Origin of the sequence: Tellurirhabdus rosea, from assembly GCF_026278345.1 — a bacterium.
GTDB classification, from domain to species: Bacteria; Bacteroidota; Bacteroidia; order Cytophagales; family Spirosomataceae; genus Tellurirhabdus; species Tellurirhabdus rosea.
Genome location: NZ_CP111085.1, coordinates 3,438,241 through 3,458,305, shown reverse-complemented (window position 1 = coordinate 3,458,305; position 20,065 = coordinate 3,438,241). Strand labels below are relative to the sequence as shown.

General features: G+C 59.5%; 13 protein-coding genes. 6 read left to right on the top strand and 7 right to left on the bottom strand.

Annotation, left to right across the window (positions count from 1 at the left end; genetic code table 11):
• Window positions 1–59: 59 nt before the first annotated feature.
• Window positions 60–686 (bottom strand): thymidine kinase, encoded by a 627-nt coding sequence (locus ORG26_RS14595; protein ID WP_266362995.1) that lies wholly within the window; start codon window positions 684–686, stop codon window positions 60–62.
• A gap of 158 nt (window positions 687–844) precedes the next feature.
• Between ORG26_RS14595 and ORG26_RS14590 the strand changes: the two genes are divergently transcribed.
• The gene (locus ORG26_RS14590; RefSeq protein ID WP_266362994.1) at window positions 845–2,074 is read left to right on the top strand and encodes a hypothetical protein; all 1,230 of its coding nucleotides are present in this window, start codon (window positions 845–847) and stop codon (window positions 2,072–2,074) included.
• A gap of 95 nt (window positions 2,075–2,169) precedes the next feature.
• Window positions 2,170–4,221 (top strand): ComEA family DNA-binding protein, encoded by a 2,052-nt coding sequence (locus tag ORG26_RS14585; RefSeq protein ID WP_266362993.1) that lies wholly within the window; start codon window positions 2,170–2,172, stop codon window positions 4,219–4,221.
• 75 nt (window positions 4,222–4,296) lie between these two features.
• Here ORG26_RS14585 and ORG26_RS14580 read toward each other — a convergent pair whose 3' ends face one another.
• Window positions 4,297–5,193, bottom strand: coding sequence for a DUF4249 domain-containing protein (locus tag ORG26_RS14580; RefSeq protein ID WP_266362992.1), 897 nt, complete (start codon window positions 5,191–5,193; stop codon window positions 4,297–4,299).
• Between the two features lie 80 nt (window positions 5,194–5,273).
• Window positions 5,274–7,682 (bottom strand): TonB-dependent receptor, encoded by a 2,409-nt coding sequence (locus ORG26_RS14575; RefSeq protein WP_266362991.1) that lies wholly within the window; start codon window positions 7,680–7,682, stop codon window positions 5,274–5,276.
• 169 nt (window positions 7,683–7,851) lie between these two features.
• Between ORG26_RS14575 and ORG26_RS14570 the strand changes: the two genes are divergently transcribed.
• Both ORG26_RS14570 and ORG26_RS14565 read left to right on the top strand, forming a co-directional pair.
• Window positions 7,852–9,351 carry a S41 family peptidase gene (locus ORG26_RS14570; protein WP_266362989.1) on the top strand — a complete coding sequence of 500 codons (1,500 nt, stop codon included), beginning with the start codon at window positions 7,852–7,854 and terminating at the stop codon, window positions 9,349–9,351.
• Window positions 9,352–9,472: 121 nt separating this feature from the next.
• The gene (locus ORG26_RS14565) at window positions 9,473–11,716 is read left to right on the top strand and encodes a heavy metal translocating P-type ATPase (RefSeq protein ID WP_266362987.1); all 2,244 of its coding nucleotides are present in this window, start codon (window positions 9,473–9,475) and stop codon (window positions 11,714–11,716) included.
• 130 nt (window positions 11,717–11,846) lie between these two features.
• On the opposite strand, the gene ORG26_RS14560 is transcribed toward ORG26_RS14565, so the two are convergent.
• Window positions 11,847–13,355, bottom strand: coding sequence for an ATP-binding protein (locus tag ORG26_RS14560; RefSeq protein WP_266362985.1), 1,509 nt, complete (start codon window positions 13,353–13,355; stop codon window positions 11,847–11,849).
• Between the two features lie 254 nt (window positions 13,356–13,609).
• Between ORG26_RS14560 and ORG26_RS14555 the strand changes: the two genes are divergently transcribed.
• Window positions 13,610–14,119: a hypothetical protein gene (locus ORG26_RS14555; protein WP_266362983.1), complete on the top strand. Its 510-nt coding sequence runs from the start codon at window positions 13,610–13,612 to the stop codon at window positions 14,117–14,119.
• A 76-nt stretch (window positions 14,120–14,195) separates the two neighbouring features.
• Here ORG26_RS14555 and ORG26_RS14550 read toward each other — a convergent pair whose 3' ends face one another.
• From ORG26_RS14550 to ORG26_RS14540, 3 genes are all read right to left on the bottom strand, one after another.
• Window positions 14,196–16,286, bottom strand: a complete 2,091-nt coding sequence (locus ORG26_RS14550; RefSeq protein WP_266362982.1) for a prolyl oligopeptidase family serine peptidase — start codon at window positions 16,284–16,286, stop codon at window positions 14,196–14,198.
• A gap of 106 nt (window positions 16,287–16,392) precedes the next feature.
• Entirely contained in the window at window positions 16,393–16,869 is a 477-nt protein-coding gene (locus ORG26_RS14545; RefSeq protein WP_266362980.1) for a response regulator, read from the bottom strand.
• A 69-nt stretch (window positions 16,870–16,938) separates the two neighbouring features.
• Window positions 16,939–18,036, bottom strand: coding sequence for a ferredoxin--NADP reductase (locus ORG26_RS14540; protein ID WP_266362978.1), 1,098 nt, complete (start codon window positions 18,034–18,036; stop codon window positions 16,939–16,941).
• A gap of 69 nt (window positions 18,037–18,105) precedes the next feature.
• Between ORG26_RS14540 and ORG26_RS14535 the strand changes: the two genes are divergently transcribed.
• Window positions 18,106–20,022, top strand: coding sequence for a hypothetical protein (locus tag ORG26_RS14535; RefSeq protein WP_266362976.1), 1,917 nt, complete (start codon window positions 18,106–18,108; stop codon window positions 20,020–20,022).
• Window positions 20,023–20,065: the final 43 nt, after the last annotated feature.

The window sequence follows — 20,065 nt, the reverse complement described above, 5'->3', positions numbered from 1 at the left end:
GTGTCAAAAGCCCCGCATCCGAGAACGGGTGCGGGGCTTTTTTATCGAAGCCAGGACTTTTACTCAGGCTGCTTTTCGTACACCCACTCCCGTTTCCCGGCCCGTTCGCCGAGCTGAAAGCAGTTGCGGCAGCGGGCTTCGTAACTGTCGGTTTCGCCAAGCAGAACCTTTTCCCGGGAGGGCACAAGTCGGTAGGAATAGCTGGCAATATCGCCGCAGACCACGCAGATGGCGTGGACTTTGGTTACGTATTCGGCAATCGCCATCAGCTGCGGCATGCAGCCAAACGGATTTCCTTCAAAATCCATATCCAGCCCGGCCAGAATGACCCGTTTGCCCTCGTTGGCGAGCCGGTTGCAGACCTCCACAATTTCTTTATCGCCAAAAAACTGAGCCTCGTCGATGCCCACAACCTCACAATCGCCGGCCAGCTCCAGAATCTCGTGCGCCGAGCGGACGGGTATGGATTCGACCGTGTTGGCGTTGTGCGAAACAATGTGCTTTTCGTGGTAACGGGTATCGACGGCCGGTTTGAAAATCCGCACCGACAGACGGGCGATGAGGGCGCGGTTGAGCCGTCGGATCAGCTCTTCGGTTTTGCCCGAGAACATCGATCCACAAATCACTTCTATCCACCCGGTCCGCAGGTGAGGCGGTTCCGGCCGACGGCTTGGTTCAATAAACATACGCTGGTGTCGTTCTTTACTCGAAAACTAGGCTGAGATTAGCGCACGCTGGCATTTTTGTTGTTATTGACAAAAACTGGGCCTGCCGGATAAATTTAGACCCCTCCGACAGGATTCGCCGCGAAAACTATATCTTTACAAAGCAAAGATATTTTGACATGTCGACCAAATTCAACACATCTTCTCTGACCGAATACAGCAAGACATACGCCCGTCGTCTGGCCGGGGACTTCTTTGCCAATCACACGATCATTTCAGGTGCTGAACTGCTGCGGCTATCCCCAATCGGGCAGGTCAATCTGTTTGTTGTCAGCGCTTTATACGACAAATGGAAAGCCGACGCCGAGAAATTCCGCAGTCCTTATTTCGACTTTGAAAACCCTGAGGTCCGGCATGCGCTTCAGGCGTTCATGAATACCGTTTCCCAGCATATCTCGGTTCGCCGGGAGCATCTGGAACCCCTGCTGGCCGAAGCTGTCAAGCGCACCCTGACGCTGCTTTTTGACCCGCATCATTACTTCGACGAAGCCCTGCGCAACCAGCCCGATTTTCAGTTTTCGGCCGAAGCCGCCAAACAACTGACGCGCTACACCCAAATCAATAAGTTCGTGCCGCAGGTACTGGAAGAGCGGATGAAAGGCAAAGAGTTTATTTACGTCAACCACGCCCTGAACCTGCTGGATGAAATCCTGACGCAGCGTGGCCGCGAACTGGAAAAGCCGGATAAGTACATCGCGCTGTTTTCCGAAAAAGCCCCGCTCGATCCGGCCATTCTGCTGCGCAAGGTTCCGTACGATCCGCACACGCCGCAGCAGCCCGCCAACCCGGCCAGCCGTTCCTTTTTCGAACTGGACCTCGACACGCCGGCCGCGCCGGAAGCCGAAGCCCGCCCGACGCCGACTCCCGCGCTGGAACCGGAGCCTGCCCCGCTCACGCCGCCCGCTCCCGCAGCGCCGGTCACCAACGGTTCGGTTCATTTTATTGAGAACGGCCACGCCGAAGAGCCTTCGGCCCCGTCGTTCGGCGCCGGACCAGCCACTGGTCTGGAAACCCGCCACGATTTTCACGTTCCCTCGACGGTGGCCGAATCGCCCGAGCCGCCCCGGACCGACGCCCCGCCGACGATTGGCGAAAAATTCTACCGCGCGCCTATCGAGAGCCTGTCCAAAAGCATTTCGCTGAACCAGAAGTTTATGTTCATCAACCAGTTGTTCAACGGCAACGCCGGTTCGTACAACCAGGCCATCGAAGAACTGGACCGGGCTTCCACATACGAACAGGCCCGCGACCTGATTTCGTACCGCTACGCCGCCCAGTACATGTGGGATATGAGCAGCGACGAAGTGGCGGCCCTGATCGAGATTCTGCGGCGGCGGTTTGCCGTTTAAGGGCCGGTGGGGCAGCGCTGCAAAATTTTGCAGTCCGCTGCGGTTGCTTCCCGTAAATTCATTCGTCTAACGGATATCCCCCATCCGTTAGACCTGTGTTTCGTTTCTTCCTTTTTTCGATTCTCGTATGGCCCGTCGTGGCGACCGCTCAGCCGGTTCGCCAGCGGGAGGCCGATCTCAACCGCTTCATCCAGGAACTCGTGCCGGTGCAGACCGAGGGCGTGGACGTGCAGGTCGTTTTCGACAACCTGTTTCAACTGTACGCCAATCCGCTGGACCTCAACGCCGTCACGCGTGAAGAGCTGGCGGCAACGAACCTCCTCACGGAGAAGCAGCTTAACCATTTCTTCGCCTATCGGCAGGAATTAGGCCCGTTTCTCTCCGTCTACGAACTACAGGTCCTTCCCGACTTCGACCTGCCGACGGTGCGCCGCCTGCTGCCTTTTGTGACGGTAGACAGCCGCGTCCGCTCCCTCCGCAATCCCACGGACCACTACCTGACCCTGCGGATGGAGCGGGTGCTGGAGCAACAGAAAGGCTTTTCGCCCGCCGAACCGGACACCAAAGGCAACCTGCCCCGCCGCTATCTGGGCGACCCGCCGCAATGGTTCCTGCGGTATCGCTACAGCCGCCCGCGCCGGTTCAGTTTCGGTCTGACGGCCGAACAGGATCCCGGCGAGCCCTTCCGCTGGCAGCCGGGGCGGTACTATTACGGCGTCAATTTTCTGTCGTTCCACGCGCAGGTCCAGAACCGGGGCCGCTGGAAAAACATCACGGTGGGCGATTTTCAGGTGCAGGCGGGTCAGGGGCTGGTGCTGTCGGCGGGATTTTTTCTCGGAAAAGGGTCGGAGCCTGTCGCCGGGGTGCGCCGCCCGACGCTGGGAGCCCGGCCTTACGCGTCGGTAACCGAATACGGCTACCTGCGCGGCATTACGGCCACCTACGAACTGACCAAAAAGCTCCATCTGACCCTGCTGGCCGCCCGCAATCGCCGGGATGCCAACATCGTGGCGGGCGAGGAACCGACCGTCAGTTCACTGCAAACTTCCGGACTGCACCGCACCGCTTCCGAACTGGACGACCGGGCGAGTCTGCGCGAACAGAATGTGGGGGCGCACCTCCAGTATCAGACGGATCGCTTTCAACTGGGCGCCACCTTTCTGCAAACGACCTTCGACAAGGCCCTCCAGCGCCGGAACGCGGCTTATAATCAGTTTGAATTTTCGGGAAAACAAAACCGGCTGGCCGGACTGCACGGCTCCTACGTCTGGCGCAACGTCAATTTTTTCGGCGAACTGGCCTACAGCAGCGGCTCCCGAACCGGCAGCGGTGGACTGGGCGTCGTCAGCGGAGCCATTGCCAGCCTTACCAAACGGCTGGATGCCACGCTCCTCTACCGGCATTTCGACCGGAATTTTCACAGTTTTTACGCCAACGGCTTCTCCGAAGGGTCGCGCACCATCAACGAAACGGGACTTTATGCCGGTGCCCGGTACGTGGTCTACCGCCGCCTGACCGTAGGAGCCTACCTCGACCAGTTTCGCTTCCCGTGGCTGCGGTATCTGGTCGATAAGCCCTCAGGCGGCCGGGATTATCTCCTGCAAACGACCTGGACCCCGACCAAAAAATGGACCCTGAACGCTATTTTCCGGCAGGAATTCAAGGAAAAGAATCTGCCCGGCACTAAACCGGTGCAGGTGGTCCGCACGCGCCGGAACAGTCTGGTGCTGAATGCGGAATACAACCCAACCCGGATTCTGTCGGTCCGGACGCGGGTTCAGGGCGGCGGTTTTCGGTATCGGGGGCAGCCGGGCAGCCAGGGACTGGTCGTTGCGCAGGATGCCACGGCCGATTTTGGGCGGCTTTCGCTCAGCGGACGACTGGCGTGGTTCCGCACCGACGACTGGGACAGCCGCCAGTACCTCTACGAACGCGACGTGCTGTACGCTTTTTCCATTCCGGCCTACTACAACCGGGGCTGGCGGCATTACCTGCTGGTGCAGTATACCCTCAACCGCCACGCCGACCTCTGGCTGCGCTGGGCCCGCACCGACGCCCGGCAGGCCGATTCCATCGGCTCGGACCTGGACGAAATCAGCAAGCCGCACAAGACGGAGGTGAAAGTGCAGTTGCGGTGGCGGTTTTGAAGCAGGACGGCCGTGCCTGCCGTACCCGGATGAGACCGTTCGGCCGCAAGCCAATTGCGGCCGAACGGGACAAACTCAGGACTTCGGCCGAATCGTAGCCTTATCGACCTTAACGGTTTTGCTGCCCACAGCCGAAACGCCGAAGAAACCGACCGCTTTGGGGCCCGCCGTCCGGGTGTTCAGCACGTTGGTCGGCACGTTGGCGGGCGGCGAAGCAAACAGGCCGCCGTTGTTGATCTGGGTGCTCAGCTGTTGGAAAAAGTTGAACGCATCGGCCGTGATGGACAGCACCTCTACCCGCACCGAATCGGATTCCTGGTACAGTTTCTCGGGATTGATGGCCTGACGTATGGGCCGGATGAAGAGCAGCCCGTCCGTGTCAGCCCCGTTGACGGTAAAAGCGCCGTTGAAGGAAACCGACACGTCTATGGTCCGGTCGAGGCGCTTGCCGTTCTGGTACGCCCTGATCCAGTAGAAATCCGGCGAGTTCGGAAGATCAGTCGCGTAAAATTCGGCCAGATAGCCTTCTTCTGAAGACACCGGCGTCAGTTTCTGTTTCACAAAAGTCACCGAATCGACGGCCGGAACGGGGCGCATGGCCGACACGGCCCGGTAGGTTTCGCCGGAAAAGGCAATGTTCAGCGTATAGGTCCGCCCGACCTGCCCGAAAACGGAATCCGTTTTTGTCGGGGTCCAGACGTAATTGCCGTCGTTCTTGCCGTCGGTGAAGGCGTAGACCTTGCCCCGGTCGTCGGTGACGGTCACGGTGGCCCCGGTGGCGGCAGGCGGCAATCCGGCGTTGAAGTAGCCGGCCGTCCGGGTCAGGCGGATGGTCTGCGGGCCGCGCTGGTTGGTCACCCAGCCGTCTACGGCGAGTTGGGACGGGCCTTCGTCGAGGCTGATGTCAATTTTTTCCTCGCAGGCCGTGAGCGCAACAAGGAGAAAAAGGAGGAATATGTTGAGGCTTCTCATGTCTGAAAAATAGGCAGTCTCGCGGCGCGAAGGGCCGTTGTGAAAAACGCTTCACCCGTCTTTCTTCCGCGATACGATGGTTAAAACTTGAAATTATACGTCACCGACGGAATCACGCTGGCGAAGATGGAGTACCGGATGGCTTCCGCCTGCGGAATCTGTACCTGCTCGCCGTTTACGTTGACCGTCCGGCGGTCGTCGGCCTGCTGGAAAAAGACCGAGAACGGATTGCGGCGGTTGTAGACGTTGTACAGCGAGAAAACCCAGTTGTCTTCCTTCTTTTTGCCCGGCCGTTTGCGCCCCTGCAGCGTTGCCGACAGGTCGAGGCGGTGGTAGGGCGGAATCCGGTAGTTGTTGCGGGCATTTTCGGCATTATGCGGCACCAGCCAGCCCTGAAAAGTGTAGCCGTTGGTCGGGAAAGTGCCCGGCGTGCCGCTCGACAGCGAGAACGTACCCGAGAAGCTCCAGCGTTTGTTGAGGTCGTAGAGGGCCACGAGGTTGAGGACGTGCCGCCGGTCGAAGCGGGTCGGAAACCAGCGGTCGTTGTTGATGCCTTCCACGAGTCGTTCGGTTCTGGCCAGCGTGTAGCTGACCCAGCCCGTGAGGGTTCCTTTGTTCTTTTTGAGGAAAAACTCCGATCCGTAGGCGCGGCCCCGGCCGTTGAGCAGTTCGCCTTCCAGCAGCGGATTCAGGAGCAGATCGGCCCCGTCGATGTAATCAATCTGATTTTGCAGCCATTTGTAATACACCTCTACCGACGCTTCATACTCGGTGCCGGTCCGGCCGAAGTTCCGGAAATATCCCCCCGCGACCTGGTCGGCAATCTGCGGTTTGATGTTGTTGGTCGAAGGCGTCCAGACGTCGAGCGGGGTCGAGGCGGTGGTATTGGACACCAGGTGGATGTACTGCGCCAGCCGGTTGTAGCTCAGTTTCAGGGAACTCAGGGCTCCCAGGTCCAGTTTGGCCGAAAAACGCGGCTCCCAGTTTCCGTAGGTCTGGATTGTCTCGCCCCGGCCGTATCGCTGCGTCAGGCCCGGAATCACGTCGCGGCGCTGGCCGGGCGTTTCGTTGGTGAAAAACGTGTACGCCACGCCCGAACCGATGTAGTTGTAAAAGGAATACCGCAGTCCGTACTGGAGCTGCAGCCGCCGCGACACCTGCTGTTCGTTGCCGACGTAAAGGGCGCTTTCCAGGGCATATTTGCGTTCCAGTCCGAACGACCGCTCCACGCCGCCCGTCGCCGCCGTGGCCGTTCCGGGTTCAAATTCGTAGAGCAGCGCCTGTCCGCCGAAGGTCAGGGTGTTGTTTTTCAGAAAATACGTAAAATCCGGTTTGACGCTGTAGTTCTTGATGCGGGATTTCCAGCGGAAATAATCCCGGGTATCGGTGCGGCGCAGGTCCGAATCGAGCAGGTAATCGTAATTGCTGTAGAAGGCGGTCGTGTTCAGAAACAGTTTGTCCGAAAACACGTGGTTCCAGCGCAGGGAAGTCGTCGCGTTTCCCCAGTTAAATCCAAAGTCGGCTCCAAACACGTCGCGGCCGAGGTAGCCCGACAGGAAAACCGTGTTTCGGTCGTTGATCCGGTAATTGGCTTTTGCCGTAAAGTCGTAGAAAAAGAAGCGCGTGCCTTTGAGGTCGCCGCGCAGAAACGGCCGGGCCAGCACGTCGGCGTAGGACCGGCGACCCGCCACGATGAACGACCCGCGGCCTTTGAACAAGGGCCGTTCGTAGGTCAGGCGGCTGAAAATGACCCCGATGCCGCCGTTCACTTCCGGCCGTTTGGCGTTGCCTTCTTTCATCCGCACATCCAGAATCGACGAGATCCGCCCGCCGTACAGCGACGGAATGCCGCCCTTGACCAGTTTCACATCCTTGACCGCGTCCGGATTGAAGACCGAGAAAAAACCGAACAGGTGCGAGGAATTGTAGACCGGCGCTTCGTCGAGCAGCACCAGATTCTGGTCGATGGCCCCGCCGCGGACGTTGAAGCCCGTAGCCCCCTCGCCCACCGTCGAAACGCCCGGCAGAAGCTGGATGCTCCGCACCACGTCCACTTCGCCGAGCAGCGCCGGAATGCGCTGGATGGTCTTCATCTCGATCTTGTTGACGCTCATTTCAATGCTTTTCACATTGTCGTCCTCGCGCCGGGCCGAGACGGTCACTTCCTGCAGGTCGCGGCCTTCCTCGCGCAGTTCCATGTCCAGGCGCACGTTCTGCATCGTCAGATCGACGGTGCGGGTTTCTTTCCGGTAGCCGACAAAGGTGAAGATCAGGCTGTAGGTGCCGGGCGGCACGGTGATCGCGTAGAATCCGTAATTGTTGGTTACGGCACCGGTGGCGGCTTCTTTCCCGTAAACGGAAACGCCGATCAGGCCCTCGCCGTTGGCGGCGTCTTTCACGTAGCCGCTGACGGTCCGTTTGTCCTGCGCCCGCGCTGACAGAATGCCCGTCAGCAGGCTGCAGAAAATCAGTAGAATGGCTTTCATCATAGGTTGGGGGGTAATCCTTTTGCTAACTTTTTTCAATACTATTTGTTTCTCACGGGTTGTATTCCGGCCAAATGCCTTGTCACCGCTTTGACACGTAACACACCTACCGCCCCTATTCGTTGCAAAGCCGCTGCCAAACATGTATATTGAATTAGAAATTGATACCGGAATGAAATTTCTGATTTGGGCGCTTTGCCTGTTGGGCTGGCTTTCCGTCGGTGCGCAGCCGCTGACCCCCGAAAAAGCCCGGGCGGACATGAAGTTTTTGAAACGAAAACTGGACAGACTCTATCCGGGCATCGGTCATTATGCGCCCCAGGCCAACTACGAGCGGCTGTACGATTCGCTGGTCAACCAGGCGGCTCCGCCCGTTTCGTACCACGACTTTTTTCAGCGTCAGGTGGTCCCGCTGATTGCGTCTTTGAAAGACGGGCACCTGGCGGTCATGCACGCGCGGGATTACATCATCCGGCCGTACCGCTACTTTCCTTTCGAGGTGCGGCAGGTGGGCAGCCGGTATTACATTTCCCATAATTTGTCTGCCGACACCAGCCTCCGCCGCGGCACCGAGATTCTGGCCCTCAACGGCGAGCCGTTTGCCGCCATCCACGAAACCCTGCAACGCTACCACCGGGGCGGCAACGACGGCGACCTGACGGCCGGGGCCCGCACCCGCAGCCTGGTTTATTTTCCGGTATATTACCTCTGGTGGTACGGGCCGCAGACCTACGTTACGCTCACCTGCCGGACGCCCGGCGACACCACCGTCCGCGACGCCACCGTGTCGTGCCTCACGTCGGGGCAGTTACACCGCTACGCCGTCCGCCGGTACCGCAGCGAGATGAAAAGTACCCTGCCGAATCTGGCCGTGCGAAAAATCGACAGCCTGCCCGGAACGGCCGTGCTGCGCATCGAGACCTTTTCCAATTCGTCCCGCGACTGGTTTGGGCTGCGCTACAACCGGCAGCTCCGGAAGGCGTTTACCGAAATAAAGGACCAGAACGTGCAGAATCTGGTGATCGACGTGCGCAACAACGGCGGCGGCACGGTTCTGAACGCCGTACGATTGCTAAGTTACTGGATGCCCCAGCCCTTTCAGCTCATGGAGCCCGGCGTCATCAAGCGGGGCGGACGTTCGGCCTACGTGAAAGCCTGGAATCCGTTCACGTGGATGCTGTTTCCGGTTTTTTACAAAAAAGACCCTTCCGGCGGCTTCCGCGAACGGCCCGCGCCGCCCAAGCGCAAACCGCAGCAGGAACTGGCCTACCGGGGCAACCTGTATTTTCTGGTCAACGGGGCGTCATACTCGGCCACGACGTCGGTACTCGCCAAGACGCTGGACGCCGGGCTGGGTACGTTTGTCGGCGAGCCGTCGGGCGGGGCCTACTGGGGCGATTTTGCCGGGCAGTTTCAGTACGTAACCCTGCCGAATTCGGGCATCCGGGTCCGGATTCCGCTCAAGAAACTCATTCACGCCGTCAATCCGAAAAACGCCAACGGGTTCACCGTAGAGCCGGATTTTACGGTCGACCGGACGCTGGACGACATCCTGCAGGGCCGCGATTATCTGCTGCACCGCACCCTCGAACTGGTCAAACAGGGCAAACTCGCCGAACGGGAAGCCAAACGGCGGCAGAGCCTCTCCACGGAGCTTTCGTCTTCCCGGTAAAAATCCTGCACATACCGGCGGAAATTCTGTAACGCTTTTGGGTGTTATCCGTATGACCTTTGTGGGGTCAACTGGCTCTGGCGCGGACCCATTCGCGCTGCAGTGCTATTCTTTTACAACCATGAGTACCAAAACCATATCCCAGCCAACCGAAGTCCGCAAGACCTTTCCCGTCCTGGAAATGTCCTGCGCAGCCTGCGCGGTGAGCGTCGAGTCGATGCTTAAAAGCACGCCGGGCGTGAGCGACGCGGGGGTCAACTATGCCAACCAGAGCGCCTGGGTCCAGTACAACCCGAAAGCCGTAACGCCGGAAGGGCTACAACAGGCCGTGCGTTCGGCAGGCTACGATCTGGTGCTCGAAAGCGCCGAACCCGATGCCGAAAGTCCGCAGGAAATCCAGCGGGCCGCCCAGCAGCGGCATTACGAGGCGCTCAAAAAACGGACGCTCTGGGCGGGTCTGCTGGCGCTGCCGGTGGTCGTTATCGGGATGTTCTTCATGGACATGCCGTACGCCAACTGGCTCATGCTCGTGCTGTCGGCCCCGGTGGTCTTTGGCCTGGGCGGGACGTTTTTCACCAATGCCTGGAAGCAGGTGCGGCACGGCAAAGCCAATATGGACACGCTGGTCGCCCTCTCGACCGGCATTGCGTTTCTGTTCAGTACCTTCAATACGGCTTTTCCGGAGTTCTGGCACCGGCGGGGACTGCATCCGCACGTTTATTTTGAAGCCGCCGCCGTCGTCGTGGCCTTTATTCTGCTGGGTCGTTTGCTGGAAGAACGGGCCAAGTCGAACACGTCGGCGGCCCTCAAGAAGCTGATGGGACTGCAACCCAAAACGGTGCGCGTGGTCGAAAACGGGGCCGAAACGGAGATTCCGCTGGCGCAGGTCCGGACCGGGCAGCTGCTGGTGGTGCGCCCCGGCGAGCGGATTCCGGTAGACGGCCGCGTCGAATCAGGGTCGTCGTACGTAGACGAAAGCACCGTTTCGGGCGAGCCGGTGCCGGTGGAGAAAACGGCGGGCGCGGTGGTCTTTGCCGGAACGATCAACCAGAAAGGCAGCTTCCGGTTTGTGGCCGAAAAAGTCGGCGGCGATACGGTGCTGGCCCAGATTATCCGGCTGGTGCAGGAAGCGCAGGGCAGCAAGGCGCCGGTGCAGAAGCTGGTGGACAAAATTGCCGGGATTTTTGTACCGGTCGTTATCGGCATCGCTCTTCTGACCTTTGCCGCCTGGATGCTTTTCGGCGGCGACAATGCCCTCACGCACGCCCTGCTGGCGTCGGTGACCGTGCTGGTCATTGCCTGCCCCTGCGCCCTCGGCCTGGCGACGCCCACGGCCATCATGGTCGGCGTCGGCAAAGGAGCCGAACACAATATTCTGATCAAGGATGCCGAAAGTCTGGAACTGGGTTACCGCGTCAACGCCGTCATTCTGGACAAAACCGGCACGATTACCGAAGGCAAACCCCGCGTGACGGACTTTGAATGGACCGCCGCCGACGCCGACCAGCCCCGGCTGACGCGGATTCTGCACGCGCTGGAAGCCCGCTCGGAGCACCCGCTGGCCTCGGCCGTGGTCGCCTATCTGCCCGGAACAGAAAGTCTGGTAATGGACCGTTTCGAAAGCCTGACGGGCCGGGGTGTCATCGGTACGCAGGCCGGACGGACGTACCTCGTCGGGAACCGCCGCCTGCTGGACGAACACGGCATCCGCCCGGATGCGGCGCTGGAGAGCCTGGCTGCCCGCCTGAGCGCCGAAGCCAAAACGGTCGTTTATTTCGCGGATTCAACGCAGATTCTGGCCGTCATGGCCATTGCCGACCCGGTCAAAGCTACGTCGAAAGCCGCCATCGAAACGCTGCAAAGCCGGGGCATCGACGTGTTCATGCTGACCGGCGACAATCGGCAGACCGCCGGAGCCGTCGCGCAGTCGGTTGGTATCCGGGAGTTCCGGGCGGAAGTTATGCCGTCCGACAAAGCGGATTTTGTGAAAGAACTGCAGCAGCGCGGCAAGGTGGTCGCTATGGTCGGCGACGGCATCAACGACTCCCAGGCGCTGGCGCTGGCGGACGTAAGCATCGCGATGGGCCGCGGCTCCGACATTGCGATGGACGTGGCCAAAATGACGCTCATTACCTCCGACCTCGGCAGCATCCCCAAAGCCCTGCACCTGTCCCGGCGCACCGTGCAGACCATCCGGCAAAACCTGTTCTGGGCGTTCATTTACAACCTCATCGGCATTCCGCTCGCCGCCGGAATCCTTTACCCAATCAACGGCTTCCTGCTGAACCCCATGCTCGCCGGAGCCGCCATGGCCCTAAGCTCCGTGTCGGTGGTGATGAACAGCCTGAGGCTGAGGTATGAGTGAATGATTGAATTTTGAATGATTGAATGTTGAATAACTGGATGGCTAAATGGCTGGATGGTTGAATGGCTTCGCAAGCTTTAAATTGAGGCGAAGCCAATCAATCATTCAAAATTCAACATTCAATCGTTCCCTACCCCGGCAGGTACACGGTGAACGTGGTTCCCTCGCCGACTTTGCTGCGGACGCTGATGCTGCCGCCGTGGAGTTCGGCGATTTTTTTGCACATCGCCAGCCCGATGCCGGTGCCTTCGTACTGGCTGCGTCCGTGGAGGCGTTCGAAGAGTTGAAAGATGCGCTTGTAGTGTTTTTCATCAATGCCAATGCCGTTGTCGGTGACTTCGACCCGCACCCAGCTGGCGTGGGCCGATGCCGCAATCGGAACAGCCGTTTTATCGATGATTTCGCCCTTGATGATTACGATGGGCTTAAGATGCTTGGGGGTGAATTTCAGGGCGTTGCTGATAAGGTTTTGAAACAACTGACGGAGTTGGAGCGGGTTGCCTTTCAGAATCGGCAGCGGGCTGAGCTGGATGGTGGCGTTTTTCTCCCGGACCATCATTTCAAGGTCCTGCTGAATTTCGGTCAGAATCTTGGCCAGCGAAACCATTTCGAAAGCGGGCTGGCCGGTCGTCAGGCGGGAATAAGAGAGCAGGCCCCGCACCAGCGTCTGCATCCGGCCGCCGGCGGCTTCCATGCGCCGCAGCAGGTCCGCCGCATCGGCCGGCAATGAATGACTGAATTGCTCGCGCAGCAGCGTACTGAACGACTGGATCTTGCGCAGCGGCTCCTGAAGGTCATGCGAGGCCACGTACGCAAACTGTTCCAGCGCCTGGTTGGACTCCCGCAGTTCGGCCACCAGTTCCCGGGAACGGACCAGCGCCTGCCGCAGCGGCGTCTCGTCAATCACCGAGACCACCACCCCGTCTCCCTGCCGCACCACCGACACGTCGTAACAGCGGCTCTCACCGTTCTGGTCGAATACATGTTCAAAGCGGGTCGGAACGCCGGTTTCCACCACTTCCGTGTAGCGTTCAAAAATGCCGCTTTCCTTCAGTCCGGGCAGCACTTCGAGCAGCGTCTGGGTGTGGTGGTCGCCGCTCATTCCTCCGGCCAGCTGGCGGTTGGCCTCGTTTTGGGTGAGGTTGCGGAAATCCACGATGCGGCCCGTCTCGTCGCGGAGGGCTTCGGCCAGCATCAGCGCGGCCTGACAGCCGTCCAGAATACCTTCCAGCTGTTCGCGGCGGCGACGCTCCTCATGCTGCAAAAACCGGGTTTGGGTAATGTCTTCAAACGTAAACAGCACGCCTTCGTCCTGCCGGGAGAGGTTGACCATGATCCAGCGGCCTGCCTCCACTTCGTGCAGTTCTTCTTCGTACTGCATCGGCTCGCCCGTTTCCCAGACGTACCCGAGGCGGTCGAGAAAACCCGTCTCGACGGCGAGCGGAAACACCTCCGACAGCCGATGGCCCGACACCTCTCCCGCCGAACGTCCGGTCAGGCGGGCGTAGGTTTTATTGACAAACTGGTACGAAAAATCGTCCACACGCCCTTCTGCATTCTGAATGCACCGAAACAATACCAGTCCAACCGGCATGTGGTCGACGATCCGCTGAAAAAACTGTTCTGATGCGCTGTTCATCAAGGATGTGGATTGGACGCCCTAATCTACAAACTTTCTGGAGAATACTGCTTTTTTGGCCTGTAACCACCTATTGACTTTGTCAACTTATCTCCATACATTCATCCTATGCACAGTTCAACCCGTAAAAATGCGGGTCTACCTACGGTTTTATACCCTTCATGGAAGTACCGTATCATTGCGCTTGAATTCCGGTTCTCTTTGCCTTTACCTTTGTGTCACACAAACAACCAAAAGCAAAACAATCCACGAAAATGAAAAAGATTTTCTCCTTCCTCGTTGCCGCCTTTTTACTCATTAGTGTACAGTCTTTTGGACAGCTTTCTGTCGATAAGGGCACCAAGTTCCTTAACGCAGGTATCGGTTTAGGCGGCTGGGGTGGCATCGGTTATTCGGGCAGCGTTGCTCTAGGCGCCTCGTTTGAAGTTGGCGTTATTCCTAACCTGACCGTTGGTGGCATTGGCGCTTACCGTGGTTACAGCGGCTACGGCGCATACTACAGCATCGGCGCCCGCGGTTCTTACCACTTCAACGAAATTTTGAGCATTGCTAACGACAAGGTTGACCTGTATGGTGGTCTGGGCCTGATTTACAGCGGCTGGTCGTGGAACGAAAGCTACATTGGCTTCCGGGACTCGTACGGCGGTGTTGGTCTGGGTGGCCACGTAGGTGCCCGCTATTTCTTCAGCGAAAAGATTGGTGGTTTTGCCGAAGCCGGTTTCGGAGTCGCTCCTCTCCAACTCGGTCTGACAGTCAAATTCTAATCTTCCTCTTTAATTTAAAAAGCCCGCTTCACGTTCTGTGAAGCGGGCTTTTTGTTGCACCAGCCGGGATCCGTCACTACTTGCTGGCCACTTCCTTCAAACTCTTGACACCCATGTTCCAGAGTGTGAAGGCGTAGATATCGGCCATCAGTTCGAGGCTCTTTTTGGTGTTGCTGGCCCCGTGGCCCGAGTTGGTGTCGATGCGGATCAGCACCGGGTTCGGGCCTTTGTATTTTTCCTGAAGCGTCGCGGCGTATTTGAACGAGTGCGCCGGCACTACGCGGTCGTCGTGGTCCGCCGTGGTCACGAGCGTAGCGGGGTAATTCTGGCCTTCTTTCAGGTTGTGAATCGGCGAATAGGCGTACAACGCCTTAAACTCCTCCGGGTTGTCGCTGCTGCCGTAGTCGGCAATCCAGTTCCAGCCGATGGTGAACTTGTGGAACCGCAGCATGTCCATCACGCCCACCTGCGGAATCGCCACCCGGAACAGCTCCGGACGCTGGTTCATCACCGCCCCCACGAGCAGACCTCCGTTGGAGCCGCCGCGGATTGCCAGTTTCTGCGAAGACGTGTATTTTTCCTTAATGAGGTATTCGGCCGCCGCGATAAAGTCGTCGAACACGTTCTGCTTTTTAAGCTTCATGCCCTGTTCGTGCCATTTCTCGCCGTATTCGCTGCCGCCGCGCAGGTTGGCCTGGGCATACACGCCGCCCTGTTCGAGGAACGGCACCAGCAGGGAATTGAACGAAGGCGTCAGGCTGATGTTGAAGCCGCCGTAGCCGTAGAGCAGCGTCGGGTTGGTGCCGTCGAGTTGCAGGCCCTTGCGGTAGGTCAGGAACAGCGGCACTTTGGTGCCGTCCTTGCTGGTGTAGAACACCTGCTTCGTTTCATAATCGGCCGGGTTGAAGCTTACTTCGGGCGCCCGGAAAACGCTGCTTTTCTTCGTCGCAATGTCGTAGCGGTAGATCGTCGGCGGGACGGTGAACGAGGAGAAGGTGTAGAACACGAATGTATCTTCTTTTTCGCCGCCGAAGCCGCCCGCTTCGCCCAGACCGGGCAGCTTGATTTCGGCCTCAGGTTTGCCGTTCAGGTCGAACACGGCCACGCGGGAGGTTACGTCCTTGAGGTATTCGACGAACAGCTTACCGCCCGCCGAACCGACGCCGCCTTCCGTGATCGGCTCCGGCTTTTCGGCGATCAGCGTCGCAAATTTCTTCGTTTTGAGGTCAAACGAGACTACTTTCTGGTTGGGAGCGTTCTCGTTGGTCAGCAGGATGAGGCGGTCGCCTTCGTTTTCCACCACGCCATAGCTGAAGTTGGTGATGTCGGCCACCACGGGCACAAACTCCTTCTGACCCGCCTTGGTATCCATCGCAAACAGCGCGTTGCCGTCGAGGCCCCGGCCCCGGTCGCTGACGTTCAGGAACACGAAGCGCTCATCCTCCGAGGTGGACGCGATGTTGAAGCGCTGCGGATTCGCCTTGTTTTCGTACACCAGCCGGTCGGCCGACTGCGGGCTGTTGAGTTTATGGTAAAAAACCTGATGGTTTTCGTTTCTGGCCGCCAGCGCCGAGCCTTCCGGCTTCGGATACCGGCTGTAGTAGAACCCGTCGCCCTGCCAGGCCGCTCCCGATACTTTTACCCATTCGATTTTATCGGGCAGATACTGCTTCGTCTGCATGTCCATGACCTGGTACTCCTGCCAGTCGGAACCGGCTTTGGAGAAGCCCACCACGGCATACCGGCCATTTTTGGAGAGCCGGAAAACGGTCAGGCGGGTGGTGCCGTCGGCGGACAGTTTGTTGGGGTCGATCACCACTTCCGGCACCCCGTTGAGGCCCTTCTGGCGGTAAAGCACCGACTGGTTTTGCAGGCCGTCGTTTTTGTAAAAATAAAACCACTCGCCTTTCCGGGCCGGAGCCGAGAATTTGGGGTAGTTATAAACCTCTTCCAGGCGGTTCTGAAGCTGCCTGCGGTACGGAATCTGCTCCAGATAGCCAAACGTAACTCCGTTCTGGGCCTTCACCCATTCGCCGGTTTCGGCCGAACGGTCGTCTTCCAGCCAGCGGTAAGGGTCGGCTACTTTGGTGCCGTGGTACTCGTCGGCGTGATCAATTTTGCGGGTTTGAGGGTACTGCAATTGAGCCTGGGCAAGAGAAGAAAGCATAACGGACAGTCCAATTAGCGTTGGTCTTAGCATGCGTTGATGGTTTTAAGGGGAAAACAACCCTTAAATTTCGTCAGGAACCACCGGGAATCCAAGTGCAAAATGGTCAGGAGCGCGAATCGGGCAGGGTGACGGTGTCCCACCAGTATTGTTTCAGGGTCCGGAAGTAGTCCAGCCAGTGGTCGTAATCGAGCGGTTTGATGAGAAAAGAGGTAACGCCCTGCTCGTAGGCGGCCCGTACGTCGGCCTGGTCGGTGGAATTACTCAGCACCACAACCGGAATCCGGTGCAGCGCCCCGTCTTTGTTTTTGAACCAGCCCAGCAGCCGCCAGCCATCTTCGCGTCTGGGGAGGTACAGGTCCAGCAGAATCAGCTTGGGATAATCGGTTTTGTCGTCAGAACACGTTTCCAAATACCGGATCGCCTCCTGGTCGCTGGCGGCCCAGAACAGCCCAACCTCAGGCATCACCTGTTGCAGGGCCATCCGAATGATGGTCCACTGGGCGGAATCGTCCTCGACAACCAGGATACTGGCCTGTCGGTAGTTCCGACGCGTTGCTTTTGTCCGTTGAGTAGTGTTCATTTAACTTGGGCAGTCGGCAAAAATACACATTCTATCAGGCGAATCAAGATGTCGTGAACAGCCAGCCGCTTATGTATCAGGGATTTCTTCCAGAAAAAGCTGGACGTCGTCGCTTTCGGGATAACCGGTGCAGGTAAGAACCCACCCGTTTGCCAAATCGTTTTCAGTCAAAACGTCGTTGATGGTCATGGCCACCCGGCCGCGGCGGCAGCGCACCGCGCAGGCCGAACACCGCCCGCCCCGGCAACTGTACGGAAGCGGAATGCCCTGCCCCAGCGCCGCCTCCAGAATCGATTGATAGGCAGGCACCTGCAGTGTGTATTCGGTCCCCCGGAAGGTCAGCGCAATCCGGTGGTCCCTTGCCCGCTCCGGACTGATGGCCGGGACGCTGACGACGTCCACGGTAAAATTTTCTTTGCGGATCTGTTCCTGCTTTATTCCTAAAAAAAGAAGCGTGAACTGCACCATCCGCATGTAGTCGCCGGGGCCGCAGATGTACCAGCGGGCGTCGGCCCGGTCAAAAGTCGTCAGGCCGGGCAGCATCAGTTCCAGCAGCAGGTTGTTCAGCCGCCCCCGGCGGACCTCTCCGTTCAGCCCCCCGTCGCCCGTCGGCTGGCTGAGCAGGTGAATCAGCCGGAAGCGGTCGGCATGGCGTTGCCGGAGCGCATTGAGGCTGTCCCGAAACACTACCGAATGCTCACTGGTGTTGCTGTACAGCAGCGTTACCCGGCTGTCGGGTTCTTCGTGCAGCACCTGTTTTAGAATGGAGAAAAGCGGCGTAATGCCGCTCCCGGCGCCCATCAGCACAATGTCGCGCGGCGTGCCGGGGCTGGTTTCCAGCACAAAACGGCCCAGCGGCGGCAGGCTGGTCAGCACGTCGCCCACCTGCACATGGTCGAGCAGGTAGCGCGAAACCTCCCCGTTGTCCACCCGTTTAATCGTAATCCGCAGGTCGGCATCGACGCCCGGTGTGGAGCTGAGGGAATACGACCGCCGGACTTCATGGCCCGATATGTGCAGCACGAAGGTCAGAAACTGACCGGCCCGGTAGCGCACGGGGCGGTTATCAACGGGTTGCAGGACAAGGGTTTTCGCCGTAATGTGGCGGGTGCCGGACGTTTCGATAAGAATTTCCGACACATGAAGATGAATCAATTCCTCGTTCATCAGGGGTTTGTAACTTTGCAGGACGTAGGCAGCCCGGAATCAGGACCGTAAAGGCTTAACGTTATCAACATGAATAAGTTTACATTTTCAGGAAGTGTTTGGGTCGTCCTTACCGTTGTGCTCATGGCGGCGCGCGGCGCTGGACTTTCTCCGAAAAAGATGCCGGTCGCTTCGGACACCCTCATCATCCGCACCGACACGCTGATCGACCGCTTCGTCAAGGACAGCGCGTACCGGGCCGTTTTCAAGCGCGATACCACCTTTAAAGCCGACGAAGGGCAGGCCGCCCGTGCCGATTCCAATCTGCTGGATACGCCCGACATTCTGACCGGCGACCTCAACGGGCTGGCTGTTTGTCCGGGTTCGCCCGTCACCGTCCCGTTTGGCACCACCGGCCGGTTTGCCCCTGACAACCAGTACGTACTGCAACTGGTCGATCCAACGGGCAAAGTCACCAACCTGACCGAACCCGCCCGTCCGGCCCCCGGCGCGGCCCTGCTGACCGGTCATATTCCGTTGCAGACGCCCGCGGGCAGTTTCTACGCCCTGCGCGTGTCGTCCACCAGTCCGGTCGTGAACGGGACGCTGCGGCGGCTGCGCATCCTGCCCGCCCCGACGGCCCGCATCGAACTGCCGGACGGCGGCACCACCACGACCATCGTGCCCGGCCAGCCCGCCACTCTGCGCGTGGCCCTGAGCGGCCAGGGACCCTGGTCGTTTGCGCTCTCCGACGGCACCAAAGTGACCAACGTCATGCAGACGCCTTATGAACTGACCATCACGCCCGACCAGCCGACCGTGTACAAAGTCCTGACCGTCAGCGGTCCCTGCGGCAGCGGCGCGGTTTCGGGGGAAGTGATCGTGAATGTGAACGAAAATCCGACGCCGACCCTGACCCTCAAAGCACCGACCGGCGGCTGGCAGGTCTGCACGGGGACGCCGTTTCAGGTGGCCTTTACCGCAACGGGCAAATTCAACGCCGGAAATAATTACGTCGTACAACTGGCCGGGGCCGACGGAGCCTGGACCAACATTTCCGGCGGCGGCGCAGGCAGTCCGCTGACGGCCCGGCTTCCCTACGGCATCGACCCGAAGAAAAGCTACCAGTTGCGCGTGGTGTCGACCTTCCCGACGCTGACCAGCGAAACGGCCCCGCTGACCATCGCCCAGCAGGCCACGGTCGCCCTCCGGCCCGACTCCATCCGGATCGACGAAGGAAAAAGCGCCGAGCTGAAACTGGACCTGGGCGGCGGCGGCCCCTGGTTTGTGCTGCTAACGGACGGGACCTACGAAAACGGCATCACCAAAACGCCGCACACCCTCCGCGTGACGCCCCAGAACTCGACGGCCTACGGCATCACTTCGGCCGGCGGGGCCTGCGGCGTGGGCGACTTCAGCGGACGGGCTTTCGTGCGGGTCAACGTGCCGCCGTCGGGCATTGCCACGGGCAATCTGGCCTCCCGGACCGTCTGCTACGGCAGTGAACTCACCATTCCGTTTACCACAACAGGGCGTTTCTACGCCAGCAACAAGTACATCGTGCAGGTGGCCGACACCAGCGGGACTTTCCACAGCATGGCCACCACCTACCGCGACGGCGTGCTGAAAGCCACGCTGAGTCCGCCCTCGCTGCGGGATACGCTCAGCACCGTGCGGGTGCGGGTCATTTCGACCAGCCCGGCCGTGATCGGTTCGGAGACAACCGTGAAAATGCTGGCTCCGAATGCGGGCCTGGCGACCCTCGGCGGCGAAGCGACCATCCGGCCCGGACAGACGACCCGCGCCCGGATTGCGTTCCGCAACGGCATGCCGCCGTACTCGTTCACGCTCTCGGACGGAACGCAGATCAACGGGACGTTCCTCAACCCGTACGTTCTGACACTGGCCCCGACGACGACCACCGAGTACACCATTACCAGCATGAAAAGCGGCTGCGGGTCCGGGCGGGCGACGGGCAAGGCCGTCGTGACGGTCGAGATCAACTAGCTTTGTCGCCGCTCCGGGCGGATTGGGTGAAGAATCCGGCGGT

Bases quoted from the DNA above. Each gene is read 5' to 3' on its own strand.
- ORG26_RS14570 (WP_266362989.1), top strand. From the start codon at position 7,852: ATGAAATTTCTGATTTGGGCGCTTTGCCTGTTGGGCTGGCTTTCCGTC.
- ORG26_RS14550 (WP_266362982.1), bottom strand. From the start codon at position 16,286: ATGCTTTCTTCTCTTGCCCAGGCTCAATTGCAGTACCCTCAAACCCGC.
- ORG26_RS14555 (WP_266362983.1), top strand. From the start codon at position 13,610: ATGAAAAAGATTTTCTCCTTCCTCGTTGCCGCCTTTTTACTCATTAGT.
- ORG26_RS14535 (WP_266362976.1), top strand. From the start codon at position 18,106: ATGAATAAGTTTACATTTTCAGGAAGTGTTTGGGTCGTCCTTACCGTT.
- ORG26_RS14540 (WP_266362978.1), bottom strand. From the start codon at position 18,036: ATGAACGAGGAATTGATTCATCTTCATGTGTCGGAAATTCTTATCGAA.
- ORG26_RS14560 (WP_266362985.1), bottom strand. From the start codon at position 13,355: ATGAACAGCGCATCAGAACAGTTTTTTCAGCGGATCGTCGACCACATG.
- ORG26_RS14575 (WP_266362991.1), bottom strand. From the start codon at position 7,682: ATGATGAAAGCCATTCTACTGATTTTCTGCAGCCTGCTGACGGGCATT.
- ORG26_RS14565 (WP_266362987.1), top strand. From the start codon at position 9,473: ATGAGTACCAAAACCATATCCCAGCCAACCGAAGTCCGCAAGACCTTT.
- ORG26_RS14580 (WP_266362992.1), bottom strand. From the start codon at position 5,193: ATGAGAAGCCTCAACATATTCCTCCTTTTTCTCCTTGTTGCGCTCACG.
- ORG26_RS14545 (WP_266362980.1), bottom strand. From the start codon at position 16,869: ATGAACACTACTCAACGGACAAAAGCAACGCGTCGGAACTACCGACAG.
- ORG26_RS14595 (WP_266362995.1), bottom strand. From the start codon at position 686: ATGTTTATTGAACCAAGCCGTCGGCCGGAACCGCCTCACCTGCGGACC.
- ORG26_RS14590 (WP_266362994.1), top strand. From the start codon at position 845: ATGTCGACCAAATTCAACACATCTTCTCTGACCGAATACAGCAAGACA.